The sequence below is a fragment of the Actinoplanes sp. CA-030573 genome (genome assembly GCF_050951115.1).
GTDB lineage: Bacteria > Actinomycetota > Actinomycetes > Mycobacteriales > Micromonosporaceae > Actinoplanes.
The window spans coordinates 5,960,160-5,974,873 of record NZ_CP192038.1 but is presented as its reverse complement, the minus strand read 5'-3'; the positions used below and the strand labels follow the sequence as shown (position 1 = coordinate 5,974,873).

The 14,714-nt window shown below is 71.8% G+C and carries 11 protein-coding genes; 4 read left to right on the top strand and 7 right to left on the bottom strand.

Going from position 1 to position 14,714, the window contains the following annotated elements:
- Positions 1-266: 266 nt before the first annotated feature.
- A complete protein-coding gene (locus ACQP2F_RS27655) occupies positions 267-587 on the bottom strand; it encodes a hypothetical protein (protein ID WP_433292304.1) in 321 nt (106 codons plus the stop codon).
- Positions 588-799: 212 nt separating this feature from the next.
- Between ACQP2F_RS27655 and fxsT the strand changes: the two genes are divergently transcribed.
- Genes fxsT through ACQP2F_RS27640 form a run of 3 tightly spaced genes read left to right on the top strand, consistent with a single transcriptional unit; the run spans position 800 to position 6,153 of the window.
- Positions 800-3,634: an FxSxx-COOH system tetratricopeptide repeat protein gene (gene fxsT, locus ACQP2F_RS27650; protein WP_433292302.1), complete on the top strand. Its 2,835-nt coding sequence runs from the start codon at positions 800-802 to the stop codon at positions 3,632-3,634.
- 36 nt (positions 3,635-3,670) lie between these two features.
- Positions 3,671-4,891, top strand: coding sequence for an FxsB family cyclophane-forming radical SAM/SPASM peptide maturase (locus ACQP2F_RS27645; RefSeq protein ID WP_433292300.1), 1,221 nt, complete (start codon positions 3,671-3,673; stop codon positions 4,889-4,891).
- Entirely contained in the window at positions 4,888-6,153 is a 1,266-nt protein-coding gene (locus ACQP2F_RS27640; RefSeq protein WP_433292298.1) for an HEXXH motif domain-containing protein, read from the top strand. The genes ACQP2F_RS27645 and ACQP2F_RS27640 overlap by 4 nt, the downstream gene beginning before the upstream one ends.
- Positions 6,154-6,183: 30 nt before the next feature.
- Here ACQP2F_RS27640 and ACQP2F_RS27635 read toward each other — a convergent pair whose 3' ends face one another.
- The 5 genes from ACQP2F_RS27635 to ACQP2F_RS27615 form a co-directional block, all read right to left on the bottom strand.
- Positions 6,184-7,368: an ABC transporter permease gene (locus ACQP2F_RS27635; RefSeq protein ID WP_433292296.1), complete on the bottom strand. Its 1,185-nt coding sequence runs from the start codon at positions 7,366-7,368 to the stop codon at positions 6,184-6,186.
- Positions 7,365-8,054: an ABC transporter ATP-binding protein gene (locus ACQP2F_RS27630; RefSeq protein WP_433292294.1), complete on the bottom strand. Its 690-nt coding sequence runs from the start codon at positions 8,052-8,054 to the stop codon at positions 7,365-7,367. Before ACQP2F_RS27630 ends, ACQP2F_RS27635 begins: the two co-directional genes overlap by 4 nt.
- Positions 8,051-9,400, bottom strand: a complete 1,350-nt coding sequence (locus ACQP2F_RS27625) for an efflux RND transporter periplasmic adaptor subunit (RefSeq protein ID WP_433292292.1) — start codon at positions 9,398-9,400, stop codon at positions 8,051-8,053. The genes ACQP2F_RS27630 and ACQP2F_RS27625 overlap by 4 nt, the downstream gene beginning before the upstream one ends.
- Positions 9,401-9,486: 86 nt before the next feature.
- A complete protein-coding gene (locus tag ACQP2F_RS27620) occupies positions 9,487-10,245 on the bottom strand; it encodes a L,D-transpeptidase family protein (protein ID WP_433292290.1) in 759 nt (252 codons plus the stop codon).
- A gap of 160 nt (positions 10,246-10,405) precedes the next feature.
- Positions 10,406-11,395 carry a CAP domain-containing protein gene (locus tag ACQP2F_RS27615; protein WP_433292288.1) on the bottom strand — a complete coding sequence of 330 codons (990 nt, stop codon included), beginning with the start codon at positions 11,393-11,395 and terminating at the stop codon, positions 10,406-10,408.
- Positions 11,396-11,621: 226 nt separating this feature from the next.
- Here ACQP2F_RS27615 and ACQP2F_RS27610 point away from each other — a divergent pair, with 226 nt between their 5' ends.
- Positions 11,622-12,941, top strand: a complete 1,320-nt coding sequence (locus tag ACQP2F_RS27610) for an acyltransferase family protein (protein WP_433292286.1) — start codon at positions 11,622-11,624, stop codon at positions 12,939-12,941.
- Here ACQP2F_RS27610 and ACQP2F_RS27605 read toward each other — a convergent pair.
- Positions 12,938-14,713, bottom strand: a complete 1,776-nt coding sequence (locus tag ACQP2F_RS27605; RefSeq protein ID WP_433292284.1) for a GMC oxidoreductase — start codon at positions 14,711-14,713, stop codon at positions 12,938-12,940. The genes ACQP2F_RS27610 and ACQP2F_RS27605 overlap by 4 nt on opposite strands.
- Position 14,714: the final 1 nt, after the last annotated feature.

The window sequence follows — 14,714 nt, the reverse complement described above, 5'->3', positions numbered from 1 at the left end:
ATTAGCGAGAGTTCGTGGGCTTTCCTCGCGTTTCATGGGATCGACCGGGATCGTTGCGGTGGCAGGCCCGACCCCGGGCGACGGCCCGCGCTGCGTCTGAGCGCCGGTCATCTGCCCCCTGGGACTGATCACAAAAGGGCAGTCAGATGACCGCGTCGCCAGCCGGTCGGATCGAAACCCCGATAGGGTGTCGGACGATGAACAACGAGGTTGAGGCCGGGCCCATCGCCGGCGCGGCGGACGGCGGCCTGTTGGATCTGACCGCGCTACGGGCGTCTGACGTGCTCGTCGCCGATGACTCCGCTCTCGCGCACGCCCTCCGGCGACTCGCTGCTGACCTCGGCGACAGCTCTGTCACGCCCATCCTTGCGGGCTTCGGCAACTTCGCGCCGCCGGACCCAGAGCCGTTCTGACCTCGGTCTGACCGCAAACGATCGGCAGGCCCGCCAGATCGAGTAGACCATGACGAGGTACGACACCGTGTCGACGGCGTTGACCACCTCGGCATCGGGGCGCAGCACGAACCACCATGTCAGCAGCGCGCCGGCCAGGGTTGCCTTGTCCGCATGCCGCACTGCTACCCGCATCAACCACCGCCAAAGCCGCATTGTCCGCGCCCTCCGCTCCCGCTGTCCTCCTTCTCCAGCGTGGAAGGCCGGTGAAGGTCAAGACCGCAAGCTGTCAGATCGCGACGCAAATTGACGGCTGTTGATCAGGAGGTCTTCTGTGCGAGGCTGAGGCTTGACGAAAGCTGACGCTCGCTGACGCATCGTCATGCGGGGCTCGCAGGAGGTCTTTCATGGCGGTGGCGGAGGAGCCGACGGCCCGTCTCGCCCAAGCCATCCGGGATCTCCACCGTGATGCCGGTAAGCCCGGGCTGAGGCGGATCAGCTCGGCGATCCGCGAGCGCGACGACCTCAAGGACACCGTCAGCCATCAGGCCGTCAGCGACATCCTGCGCGGCGGCAGCCTTCCGCGTTGGCTCAAGCTCGAATGCGTCGTCCGGCAGTTGGCCGCATGGTCCGTCAACCGGCCCGAACCCGACGCGGAGGTCCGTCGTTTTCATGCCATGTGGCTGGCGGCGGCCGACGGCAAGACGTCGGTGGCCACCATGGGTGACGCACCGGCCGCCGAGGGCGTTCCGGCCGTCGACAGCCCGCCGGCCGGTCCGTCGGGGGTGGCCGGCGGTGTCCTCAATGTTCCCGCGCGCAACAGCGCGTTCGTGGGCCGGAGGGAAACCCTGGCCACGATGCGGCGCTTGCTCGATGGCGTTCCCCGGCGTCCGCTGGTGATCCGCGGAATCGGCGGCGTCGGCAAGACGCAGCTGGCCGTCGAGTTCGCACACCGGCACGCCGCCCGATATGACGTGGTGTGGTGGGTCCCCGCGGCCGGACCGGCACAGGCGCGGGCCGCGCTCGCCTCGCTCGCCGAACGGCTCGACCTGCCGCGGGGCCGGGATCCCTACCAGACCGCGCTCACGGCGGTCGACGCGCTGGGCGAGAGCGCCCTGCGCTGGCTGCTTGTCTTCGACAACGCCGACGATCCGGCGGCAATCCGGATGATGCTGCCACCGGGCGGGGACGTGATCGTCACCAGTCGCGTGCACGGCTGGTCGTCGATGGGACACGTGCTCGACCTGGAGGTCTTCTCCCGGCCGGAGAGCGTCGAGCTGCTCTGCCGCCGCGGCGCGGGCATCTCACCAGCCGACGCCGACCCGCTCGCGGAGCGTCTGGGCGACCTGCCGCTCGCTCTCGGGCAGGTGGCGGCCGTGCAGTCGGCGACCGGCATGCCGGTCCAGGAGTACCTACGACTGTTCGCGGAACACCTCAACGATCTACTGGGTCCTCAGCCGCACGACGCGCACGCGACCAGCGTCGCGGCGTTCGTGATGGTCGCCATCCAGGCTCTTCGCGAGCGTTCGCCGGCGGCGGCGCAGCTGTTCGAGCTTTTCGCGTTCCTCGGTTCCGAGCCGGTGCCGGTCACCCTGTTCCGCCTCGGCCAGCAGGCCGACATCGATCCACCGCTCGGGCGCGCCCTGTACCAGTACGACTTCATCGAGCGGGTGGTGAATCCGCTGGTGCGCTACGGTGTTGCCCGCCTCGAGCCGGCCGGCCAGCGTATCCAGGTTCATCGCCTGATCCGGTCGGTGTTGCGCGAGCAGATCGGACCGGAGCGGGCGGAGAAGGTGCGCCGCACGACCCACCGGCTGCTCGGCGCGGCCAACCCCGGCGACCCCGACGACCCGCGTACGTGGTCGCTGCATGCGGCGATCGGGCCCAACCTGATCGCCAGCGAGGCGCTGCGCTCCGACGATCTGTCCGTGCGCCAGGCGATCGTCGACCAGATCAGATATCTCGAACGGCGCGGCGAGTACGAGGAGTCGTGGCAGCTCGGCGAGCTGGCCGTCAGCGAGTGGGGCCGGCCGCCCGGTACCGGGGGCGCGACGGCCGCGGACGACCTGACCTTCCGAGCCATCCGGGACACGGCGAACGCCCTACGAGCCCTCGGCCGCTACGAGGACGCACGCACGATGACGCGGGTTGCCTTCGACCGGCTGCGCGACGATCCGCAGTACGGCGAGGACCACCCGCTCACCCTGGACTTCGCCGGTGCCCTGGGGATCTACCTCCGGATCACCGGCGCGTACCGAGAGGCGCTGGAGATCGACCGCGCCGTCGTCGGCCGCCGGGACCGCCCCGGCACGGACGAGGCGGCGAAGCTGCGCGCCATGGGCAACCTGGCGGTGAGCCTGCGCATGAACGGTATGTTCGCCGAGGCCTACACGGTCGACCTGCAGACGCGGGACGGCTATACCCGGCGACTCGGGGCGGACCATCCCCGGACCCTGCTGGCGACCGCGAATCTGACCAAGGACCTCTATGGCCTCGGCCGGTTCCGGGAAAGCCTGAACCTTGTCGAGTCCATCCTGCCGGTGCAGGTCCGGCTGCACGGCGAGGGTCACGAGAACGTCCTGTGGTCGAGCCGGATGCGGGTACTGGGTCTCCGCCAAGCGGGGCGGGACGGCGAAGCGGTCAGTCTGGCCGTACTGAACCGCGATGCCGTCGACCGGCGCTTCGGTCCGTCTCATGAGAGCACGCTGCTGAGCATGATCACGCTGGCCAACACGCTGTGGCGGGCCGGCGATCTGGACGAGGCGCGAACCCTCGCGGACGAAACCGCATACCGGTGCCGCACCGCGCTGGGCCGGCGGCACCCGATGGCGCTGGCGGCAGCGGTGAACACGGCCGCGATCAACCGCCTCGCCGGCGCTCGTGACGACGTCTACCTCAGTGACCAGCTGACCGTGCGTGAGCTGACCCAGGTCGTCGGCGAGTCTCACCCGTACACCCTGGCGGCCTCCAACGGGCTGGCCATCGACCTGATGCTTCGCCACGGTTCCGGCGTGGCACTAGACATCTCGCGCTCGGTCGTCGAGCGGGCATACGTCGCCCTCGGACGGGACCATCCGTACACGCTCGCCTATGAGGCCAATCTTGGGACCTTCCTGACCGCAGCCGGTGACAGCGCCCAGGGGCACGCGCTTCACGCCGAGGCCCTTGCCGGCCTGGCGGCACAGGGCGTAGCGGTCTCCGGCGTACTGCTCGAATGTGAGATAGAGCCGCCCGAGTCGTGAGCCCTCTGCCGGGCCCACCCGCGCTAGCGTGCTCAGGTGCGTTTCACAGCTTCACCTGCGACGCGGCCGGGCCATCCGGACTGGCCGCACCGGCGCCTCGACCTGGACGAGCTGCGCCGATCTGGGTGGCGGTCCACGCCCTTCCACGACTTCGTGCTCAAGGTGCATCAACGTTGCAACCTCGCCTGCGACTACTGCTATGTGTACGAGTCGGCCGACCAGAGCTGGCGTGGTCGCCCGAAGCTCATGCCGGCGGAGATCCGGGAGGCGGCGGTACGCGCCATTGCCCGGCATGTGCGCGATCACGGCCTGACCCGGGTGAGCGTCGTTCTGCACGGGGGTGAGCCACTGCTGGCCGGTCCCGACATTCTCGTCGGGCTGGCGAGCGACTTGCGGAACGCGTTGCCCGGCTCCTGCCGGTTGTCCGTCGGGATGCAGACCAACGGCGTCGCGCTGACCCCACCGGTGCTCGAGCGGCTGGCCGCGGCCCGCATCAGGATCGGCGTGAGCGTCGACGGCGCAGCGGAAAGCCATGACCGGCATCGTCGCTTCCGGAGTGGCGCCGGTAGTCACGCCGCGGTCGCCCGGGCGTTGCGAGCACTCGCTGAGCCGAGGTTCCGCCACGCTTATGCGGGTCTGTTGTGCACGGTCGACGTGGCGGCGGACCCGATCGAGGCGTTCGAGTTCCTGCTGTCCTACCACCCGCCCGCGATCGACTTCCTGCTGCCCCACGCGAACTGGGAGAATCCACCGACGGTCCGGTACGCCGATTGGCTGACGGCGGTCTTCGACCGGTGGTACGGCGCGCCGCGGCGGGAGACCGGGATCCGGCTCTTCGACGACATCATCAGTCTTCTCCTGGGCGGGTCCAGCCGGTCCGAGCAGGTCGGTCTCAGCCCGGTCGCCGTTGCCGTGGTGGAGTCGGACGGCGACATCGAACTGGTGGACTCGCTCAAGACCGCCTATCCGGGTGCCTGCGGGACCGGCCTGACCGTGCTGTCCGACCCCTTCGACGCCGCGCTGGACCATCCTGGTGTCGCGGCCCGCCAGATCGGCGAGGATGCTCTCGGAGACGAATGCCGCGGCTGTTCCATACGGCGAGTTTGCGGTGGCGGCCATTTTGCTCACCGGTACCGGGCGGTCAGCGGCTTCCAGAACCCGTCGGTGTACTGCGCCGATATGCAGATCCTGATCCACCACATCGGCCGGCGGGTGGCTGCTGATCTAGGCCGTCTACGTCCAGGAGACCCGCGGTGACCGCGCAGATCGCTACGCCCCGCCACGAATTGGACGACGAAACCCTCGATGCCCTTGCCACCAGCCATGGCGGCCCTGGGGCGGTCGCGCAGCTGATCGCCGCGCAGCACAGCCGCCGGCTTCTCCTTCTACGGCTGGTGAGCGATCGCATCCGGCCGGTCGCCGACCGGGACGCCGCGATTGCGGCCATCTCCGCGGCCGACTACCGGGCGCCCGACGTCGTGCGGTCGATCGTGACCGGACCGATGGCCGGGCTGTGGGCCGCGCGCACGGCGCGCACCATGGTGGAGCGGGGCGACGCCGTCCCCGGAGCCGCCGGGCATCTCGGCGCGCTGGCCGCGGCCGTGGCGATGCGGACGGGGAGCAGCGCCGACGTGTGCGGCTACGTCGGCGACGGGTGGCTCGGCCTTCCCTCGATCGGCCGGGTCCGGCTCGCCGAGGGCAGCCGGCGGGTACGGCTGTCCGTAGCCGGTGGCCGGCTGCGGATCGACGGGTCGGATGTCGCGGAGTACGAGTGGCAGCGGCTGCGGGCGTTGACCCTCGATGACGGCTTCAGCGTGCTGTTCGACGACGTGGACCCGTACCGGGATGTCTTCCACGTCCCGGCGTCCGATCGCCTGTCCGGGACGGAGTGGGACGCCTGGCGGCGAAGCATGCGGGAAGCCTGGCGAGTTCTGACGGCGTACGCCCCCGAGCGAGCCGCCGAGCTGGCGGCGGGGCTGCATTCCCTCGTGCCGTTGCGCCGTCCGGCGGGCAACGCCGCGCACAGTGCGACGACGCGCGACGCGGTTGGCGTGGTCGCCCTGGACCTCCCGAAGACAGCCGCGGACTTCGCCGTGGCGCTCGTGCACGAGTTCCAGCATTCGAAACTGTCCGCCGTTCTGGACATGGTGGAGCTCTACCGGTCGTCGGACCGGCTCTTCTTCGCGCCGTGGCGTACCGACGCGCGGCCGGTCGGCGGCCTGTTCCATGGCCTGTACGCCTTCATCGGCGTCGCGGACATGTGGCGTTCGCTGAGCGCCGACCCGGAGAGCTTTCCGCAGGCCCGGCAGGAGTTCGCCGAGGCGCGGGCGCAAGTGTCGGACGCGTGGGAGACCCTCGCCGGTTCCGGGCTTCTGACGCCGGCCGGCGAACGTTTCCTGCGCGGGATGCGCCAGGCGGTCGAGCAGCTGTACGCCGTGGCCGTTCCGGCCGCGACCGAAGCGGCGGCGCAGCGGTTGCTCGCCGGCCGGCGGTCGACGTGGACCGTGGCCAACGCCTGAGCCCTACCCTTCTCCTGGTGACACCGCCGGCTACTCGGTGCGCAGGGCGACGACCGGGTCGAGGCGGCCCGCTCGCTGGGCCGGTACCACGCCGAAGACGATGCCGACCGCGGCCGAGACGCCGAAGGCCAGGGCCAGCGACCACCAGGTGATGGCGGCCGGCACCGGGGTCAGGCGGTCGACCAGCAGGGCGGCCGTGGTGCCCAGGGCCATGCCCAGCACGCCGCCGATCGTGGTGAGCAGGACGGCCTCCAGGAGGAACTGGATGCCGATGTCGCGCGGGCGGGCGCCCACCGCCTTGCGCAGGCCGATCTCCTTCGTGCGCTCGCGGACCGAGACCAGCATGATGTTGGAGACGCCGACGCCGCCCACCAGCAGGCTGATCCCGGCGATCGCGGCCAGCACGCCGGTCAGGACGCCGAGGATGTCGCCGAGCACGCCGAGGATCTGTTCCTGGGTGACGGCGCTGAAGTCGGTGTCGGGGTGGCGTTTGACCAGCGTGGCGACCACCGCAGCGCCGAGCTTGTCGATCGTGTCGCGGTCGGGGGCGCGGATCGCCAGGCCGTCGATGCGCTCGGTGCCGAGCAGGCGCTGGGCGGCGGTCACTGGGATGTGGATCTCGCTGTCGCGGTCCACGCCCAGGCTCTGGCCGAGGCGCTCGAAGGTGCCGATCACCCGGAACCGGACGCCGCCGATGGTGATCTGCCGGCCGATCGGGTCGCGGTCGCCGAAGAGCTGGGTGGCGATGCCGGCGCCGAGCACCGCCACGCGGCGGCCGGTGGTCACGTCCGTACGGGTGAGGTAGGCGCCGCGGTCGAGCCGGCGCACGAAGACGCTCGGTGTGGTCTCGAGGACGCCCTGCATGCTGGCGTAGGCCGACCGCGACCCGGCCCGGACCGTCTCGCCCGAGCTGATCGTGACCGCCACCCGGGACCGGTCGCCGACCACCCGGGTCACGGCGTCGACGTCGTCGAGCGTCATGGTCGAGGCGGTGGGCGCGGCGCCGGGGTCGAGGCGGCCGGGCACGACGATCAGCAGGTTCGAGCCGAGGCCCTCGACCTGCTGCTCGATCTGCCGCTTGGTGCCGGTGCCGATGGAGACCAGCGCGACCACGGCGCCGACGCCGATGACCACGCCGAGCATGGTGAGGATGCTGCGCAGCCGGTTGGCGCGCAGGGCGTCGACGGCGACCCGCCACGCTTCGGCGATCCTCACGCGACGGCCCCCGAGACGATCAGGCCGTCCTTCATCACGATCTGGCGGCGCGCGCGGGCGGCCACGTCCCGGTCGTGGGTGACCAGCACGATGGCGACGCCGTCGGCGTTGAGCGACTCCAGCAGCGTCAGCACCGACTCGCCGGTCGCCGAGTCGAGGTTGCCGGTCGGCTCGTCGGCCAGCAGCACCGACGGGCCCGTGACCAGGGCGCGGGCGATCGCCACCCGCTGCTGCTCGCCGCCGGACATCTGGTTGGGGCGGTGGTCCAGGCGGTGGCCGAGGCCGACCCGGATGAGCATCGCGTCGGCGCGGGCCCGCCGCTCGCGCCGGCCCACGCCGCGGTAGACCAGCGGCAGCGCCACGTTGTCGCGGGCCGACGTGCGGGCCAGCAGGTGGAACGACTGGAACACGAAGCCGATCGTCTCGTTCCGCAGGTGGGCCATCTCGGCCGGGCTCAGCGTCGCCACGTCGCGGCCGCCGATCAGCAGGGTGCCGCTGGTCGGGCGGTCGAGGGCGCCGAGCAGGTGCATCAGCGTCGACTTCCCGGAGCCGGAGGTGCCGACGATCGCCACATAGTCGGTGGCGGACACGGTCAGCGACACCCCGCGCAGCGCCGGCACCGAGACCCCGTCCAGCTCGTAGGTGCGGGTGACGTCGGTGGCGACGATCGCGTCGGGCGAGCTCAAGACGCCTTGTCACCCGCGTGGACCGCGTCCGCCCCGCCCACGACGATGCGCTCGCCGGGCGACAGGCCGTCCGTCACCTGCACCACGTCCTCGCCCTGCACGCCGACCGTCACGGCGGTCCGCCGGTACCGCCCGTCCCGGACCGCCCACACCGTGTCCTTGCCGTCCACGTTGACGATCGCCGAGGCCGGCACGGTCACCGCATCCGACGCCTGGCGTACCTTCAGTCGCACGACCGCGCTCATCCCGGGCCGGGGCACGGGACGGCCGGCCGTCAGGTCGAGGCGCACCCGGTAGGACACGCCGCCGCGCGCCGACGTGGTCGGAAGGAGATCGATCGCGCGTACGGTCGCCTGGTAGTCCGCGCCCGACGCCGCGTCGAGCTCGACGGCCGCCGCGACGCCCGGCTTCACCAGCAGCACGTCGGTCTCGTCGACCTCGGCCACCAGCCCGAGCCGGCTCACGTCCACGATCGTCACGATCGGCGTGCCGGCCGCCACGTAGGCGCCCTCGGGCAGGGCCGAGTCGACGCCCGGCAGCGACGACGAGTCCCCGGCCGCCGCGGTCGGCACCGTGCCCGAGGCGAGCAGCGAGCTCAGCGACGAGCCGCTCGCGCCCGCGGACGGGCCGCCGAGCTGCACGATCCCGGCGACCGGCGCCTTGAGGGTCAGCGCGTCCACGGCGGCGTCGGCCAGCTCGTACGCCTGCCGGGCCTGGAGCCGCTGCGCGGCGGAGAGCGCACCCACCGCGTCGGAGAGCGACGCCACCCCGCGCTGCACCGAGCGAAGGGCCGCGGCGGCGGCCGACGAGGCCGCCTGATACTGCTTCTCGGCCGAGTCGACCTGCTTGAGCAGCACGCCCCGCAGCTGGGCGTCGGTGACCTTGGCCGCCGCGCCGCGGGCCTCGTCGAACGCGGTGGCCGCCTGCTTGTCGGTGCGCCGCCGGACCGCCGTGTAGCCGGAGAGCCCGACCGACGGGGTGCCGCCCCGGGAGGCCTGGTCGAGGGCGTCGGCCGCCGCGTCCCGCCGGGCGGTGACGTCGGGCGCGTCGATGATCGCCACGACGTCGCCCTTGCGCACCTGGTCACCGGCGGAGACCCGGAGGTCGGCCAGGGTGCCGGCGGCCGGGGCACTGAGCGTGGCGGCGGCCCGGGCGGTCACCGAGCCGGGGGCCTCGACGATCTCGTCGACCGTGCCGCGGGTCGCCGTGCCGACCGTGACGCCGCTGTCGTGGCTGTCGCAGGAGGCCGCGGTGAGCGAGACCAGCATGACGATCCCGAGCGCGAGAACGCCCGGCCGGGGCCGGGCGCGGACGGGCCGGGTTGCGGAGCGCTGCACGCTCGCCACTCTATGCCTGCGATCGATGGGCGGCCGCGGAGGCGGCCGGGGAAACAGAAACGGCGCCCGGAGGCGCCGTTTCGCAGTACCGGGGATCAGGTGCCGGGACGGCGCCCGAACACCTTCACCGTGGAGCCGATCTTCCCGAGGCCGTAGTACGCCTTCGCGTCCTGCGGCAGCAGGTTGACGCAGCCGTGCGAACCGCGCCACTTGTCGTGGATGTAGGTGGTGGTCTGGTGGAAGCCGCGCCCACCGATGAACCGCTGCCAGTACGGCAGCCAGACCTTGTACGGGTCCGACCACTCCTTCTTGGTCCGCTTATTGATCTTGAAGGTGCCGGCCGGCGTGCGGTAGCCCTTCATCCCGGTCCGGGTGACCGTCGGCTTGAGGTACACCTTGCCGTTCTTCATCACCCACGTGGTCTGGTGGGTGAGGTCGACGCAGAAGGTGAGCCCGGACTTCTTCGCCTTGCAGGCCGCCGTGTTCGTCGACGCGAGCCGCTTGGCCACGTCGAACGTCGTGGGGCCCGCCAGCCCCTGGGCCGGCTTGATGCCGAACCGGTTCTGGAACTTCTTGATCGCCGCGCAGTCGGCGGCGGACTGCTTGCCGTCGACCGTGACGGCGCCGTAGCCGCCGATCTTCTTGAGGTAGCCCTCGACCTGCTTCTGGTATTTACCGGTGGCGCAGCCCGCGGCCGCCGCCTTCGTGACCACCGTGGTGGTCACGACCTTGGCCGCCGGGGTGGTGCGCGCCGCCGCGCCGGCGCCCGCAGGCGACAACGCCAGCGCGCCGAGACCGCCGCCCACCAGGGTCGCCAACGCGGCCCCGGCGAGGCGGGCGGAAACCCGTCTCACTCGCAACTTGGTCCTCCCCAGGACATGTGTTCGCACATCGAAGCACAACCGCGCTCGCCGCGGTGTATGGGGAACGACCGTGGCGCGAATCCGGGAGGAGAATCGGTTCGCGCCCTATCGAGTTGAGACTTTGCCCGCCACTTTCACGAAGCGGGGCAAATCAGGTCATCGGCGTGGCGAAGTCCTGCACCCAGTACGGAGTGTCATCCGAGATCGCGAGGCCGACGCCCATCTGCTCCAGCCGGCAATCCATGATGTTCTCCCGGTGCTCGGGGCTGTGCATCCAGCCGTCGACCACCTCGTAGGGGCTGTCGGCGCCACGGGCGATGTTCTCGCCGTAGCGCTTCCATTTATACCCATTGTCCCGTACGCGATCCCCGGCCCCGTCTCCGTTGGGCGACTCGTGGGCGAAGTAGCGGCGCCGCGCCATGTCGGCGGCGTGCTCGTTGGCGGCGTCGATCAACCGGCGGTCCAGCGACACCGAGTCGCAGCCGCCACGCCGCCGGTTCTGGTTGATCAGGGCGAGGATCTGCTGCTGGAACGGCGCGCCCGGGCTGGCCGAGACGTCGGCCGCGGTCACCTCCCGCTTGGCCGCGGCGACCAGGCCGGTGCCGGCGGCCGGTCGCTGGGCCGAGAACCCGGAGAACCCGGGGGAGGCCTGCGAGTCATGCGAGTCGTGCGAGTCGCCGGCGGCCGTGGCCGGCCGGCGCTGGGGTGCCGGTCGCTCGCGGACGGGGTCGCCGTCTGCCGCCGGGGCGATCGGGCCGACCCCGGCCGGAGCCTGGTGAGCGGTCGCGGACCCGGGGGCTGCGGCGTCGCCGGCCGCGGGCTTGCGGTCGTCGTCGGCGGTGACCGGCTGGTCCGCCGTACCGGAAAGGTGGTCTTGGTTGTCTCCGGAGCCGAAGGCCGAGCCGGAACCGAGGGAATCGCCGGCGCCGGAGGAATCGGCCTGGTCCGCGGAGTCGTCGCCGGCCCAGGCCGGATCGTCATCCGATGCGGAATCGGCGCCGGAGTCGTCGGCGCCCCACCCGAAGAACGGGAGCGCGAAGCCCGGAAAGCCCGGGATGTCGGGCGTCTCCCCGGCGTCGGCCGTGGTGGCCGCTATGCCGCCCGTGAGCAGCAGCGCCGCCGCGGCCGCTCCGACCACCACCAGACGCTTCCGCGCACCCTTCGCTCCCGTCCGTCGCCGTCGCCTGCCAGTTCGGTTCGCCTCCATGCCAGGGGTCAACGGCGCAGACCGGTCATGGTCACCATGGACGTCGCACAAGCGCACAGACAATTCGGACAGTTCATTCCTTCGGGGTAAGCCTGCGAGGCGTTCTTGCCGACCGGCCGGACGGTCCCGCCCAGGCAAGATCCGCCGCTACCGTCTCCCGGTGCGAAACCGCTACCTGGACCTGCTCCGTGCCGCTGCGATCGTCCGGGTGATCGTCTACCACCTGTTCGGCTGGCCCTGGCTGTCCATCGTGCTGCCCGCGATGGGCATCATGTTCGCCCTGGCCGGCTCCCTCACCGCCGCCTCGCTGGAGAAGCGCGCCGCCACCAAGGTGGTCACCTCCCGGCTGCGGCGGTTGCTGCCTCCCCTGTGGCTGCTCGGCCTGGTCGCCGTGCCGGTCATGCTGGTCGCCGGCTGGCAGCACGAGGTGGACGGCGAACACCCGTTCAGCCTCCCGCGGCTGGCGTTCTGGATCTTCCCGATCGGCGACCCGCCGGGCAGCGACGCCGGCATCGACGCCTGGGAGCCGCTCTGGTACATCCGGGCGTACGTCTGGTTCATCCTCCTCTCGCCGGCGATGTACGCGTGCTACCGCCGCCTCGGGTGGGCCGCCGTCGCCGCGCCGCTCGCGCTGCTGGCCGTGCTCGACGTGACCGGGCTGACCCTGCCCGACACCGCCGACGCCGCCCTGTGGGACTTCGTCACCTACGGCGCCTGCTGGATCGCCGGCTTCGCCCACCACGACGGCCGCCTGCGCCGGCTGCCGGCCTGGATCGCGTGGCCGGTCGCGATCGCGCTGGGCGCCGCCGCGCTCTACTGGCTGAGCGGCCACCAGGGCGAGGACCCGTGGGACCTCAACGACGTCTCCGAGTCGCAGGCGCTGTGGTCGATCGCGTTCGTGCTGATCGTGCTGCGCTGGCAGCCGCCGATGGGGTGGCTGGCCCGGGCGCGGCCGCTGGACAAGCTGGTCACGGTGCTCAACGCGCGCGCGGTGACGGTCTATCTCTGGCACAACCTCGCGATCGCGGCCGTGTGGCCGGTGCTGACCGTGGTCGCCCTCGACGACCTGGCCGGCGACCTCGGCGCCGCCGCCGACCTGACGACGGCGCTGGCGCTCACGCTGCTGGCGGTGCTGCTCTTCGGCTGGGTCGAGGACCTGGCGGCCCGGAGGGCGCCCCGGCTGTGGCCGGCGGGGGAGCGCGCGCTGCGCCCCGAGGAGCCGGTGGCGCCGCCGCCCGCGCCGGTGGTGCCGCCATCCCGGGCCGATGCGCGGTCGTACAGCGCCGCGGCCGCGATGAACCGCCTGCCGTCGTCCTGGCCGCCGCCCGCGCCGCGCACGGCCGAGCCGTTCGCCGGGCGGCACGCGGCGGACGCCGACACCCGGCTGGACCTGCCGGTGGTCGGGCGCCGCCCGGCCGACGCGATAACCGGCGAGATCGTCGAGTTGGAGCCGCCCGACCGGTTCCGCGACCGCGACTAGTTTGCGGTCAGGTGGCGGGCCAGGCGCAGGCTCAGGGCGGCCAAAGTCAGCGTCGGGTTGGCCGCCGGCGACGTCGGGAAGACCGAGTTGTCGCAGGCGTAGAGGTTCTCGTAGGCGAGGAACCGCAGATCGGCGTCCACCACCCCGCCGGCGCCGGCCGTCATCCGCAGGGTGCCGACCTCGTGCGCGACCCCGCCGAGCTTGGCCGTGGCCAGCTCGAGGTTCTCCCCGGTGATCGCCTCGGCGCCGAAGCCGTCGAGGACCTGCTTGCCGATGGCGCGCACCTCGTCCTGGACGGCGCCGCTGAGCGGGGCCGGTCGCACGTCGACGCTGACCGGCAGGTGCGGCGGCCCGGCCAGCTCGACGCGGTTGCCGTCCACCAGCGGCGCGTGGAAGAGGAACACGACCTCGCCGAGCGTGGCGTCGTGCTTCTCGGCCCGGTGCCGGGCGAGGTTGTCGGGGTCGATGTAACGGCCCTGGTTGAAGTCGGCGCCGAGCTCGAGCACCACGTTGTACGGATGCTGCTCCGCGCTCGTCTCGCGGTGGCGCGACCAGACCTTGGCCGACGCCTGCACGGCCGACCACGGCGAGCCGGCCGGGATCGAGAAGTGCGTGTAGAGGATCGGATGGTCGGTGATGCCGCGCCCGATGAGGCCGGCCGGGTCGGTCAGCCCCGACTGCAGGGCGATCTTCGCGGACTCGATCGTGCCGGCCGACAGCACCACCTTGTCCGCCCGGTACTGCCGCTGCACCCGGCCGAGCAGGTCGTAGCAGTCGACCCCGGTCGCGCGGCCGTTGGCGTGCCGGACCCGCTGGACGGCGTGGTTCAGGTTGATCTGCGGCGTCCGGCCACCGCCGCCGACGACCAGCCGGTCCTCGGCGAGCAGGTCGGCGGTCGAGAACATGCCGCCCGGTATCGACAGCGGCGTGTACCCCTCGTACTGCACGGCGACCGGCGCGTCCAGGTGGTCGTAGTCGGGCAGGATCTCGCCCAGCCGCTTCTTGGTCGCCTCCTGATAGGGCGAGCCGAGCGGCCCGTTGCGGTTGAGCGCGTCCTCGGCGAGCCGGTACCCGGTGGACAGCAGGTAGTCGCGCACCGGCTGCGGCCAGGTCGCCAGCTCCCAGGACCCCATCCGGGGGATCAGGCCACCCCAGAACACCGAGCGCCCGCCGAGGTTGAACGCCTGCGCGCCGCCGAAGAACGAGCCCGGCACATTCACGTAGTTGGCGAAGCTGAAGTCGGGGAACAGCCCCCAGACGTTCTTGTCGAACTTCCCGATCCGCAGCCGCCGCGGCAGGTTGGCCACGTGCGTCGGGAACAGATAGGACCCCGCTTCCAGTACGAGGACGTCCGCGCCCGCGTCGCTGAGCTGATCGGCGAGCAGGCCGCCGCCCATCCCCGAGCCGACCACGATGACGTCGTAGAGGTGGTTCTCGTCATGATCGGGCCGGAAGAACAGCTGCTGCACACGCCCGTTCTCGGTGACCACGGCCGGCATCGGGCTGAACCGTACGGCCGCGTCGTCGAAATCGAACCGCCCACCCGGCGCCGGACGCACCACCAGATCGGGACCGTCCATCCAGGTCCCGTCGAGCACGAACTTGAACGTGAACGCGCCCTGCGCGTCGACCTCGTCGTCGTCGAAGCCGAACCGCCACGCGCCGTCGTCGAAAACGCCCGCCCGGTCCGCCGTCCAGCCGTCGCGGGCCGTGCGCACCACCACCGACTCGTCCGGTGGGTGAAGCTCCGTGCGGAAACGCAGCTCGAACATG

Excerpts from the sequence above, each read along its gene's own strand:
- ACQP2F_RS27605 (WP_433292284.1), bottom strand. The coding sequence starts at position 14,713 with ATGTTCGAGCTGCGTTTCCGCACGGAGCTTCACCCACCGGACGAGTCG.
- ACQP2F_RS27655 (WP_433292304.1), bottom strand. The coding sequence starts at position 587 with ATGCGGGTAGCAGTGCGGCATGCGGACAAGGCAACCCTGGCCGGCGCG.
- fxsT (WP_433292302.1), top strand. The coding sequence starts at position 800 with ATGGCGGTGGCGGAGGAGCCGACGGCCCGTCTCGCCCAAGCCATCCGG.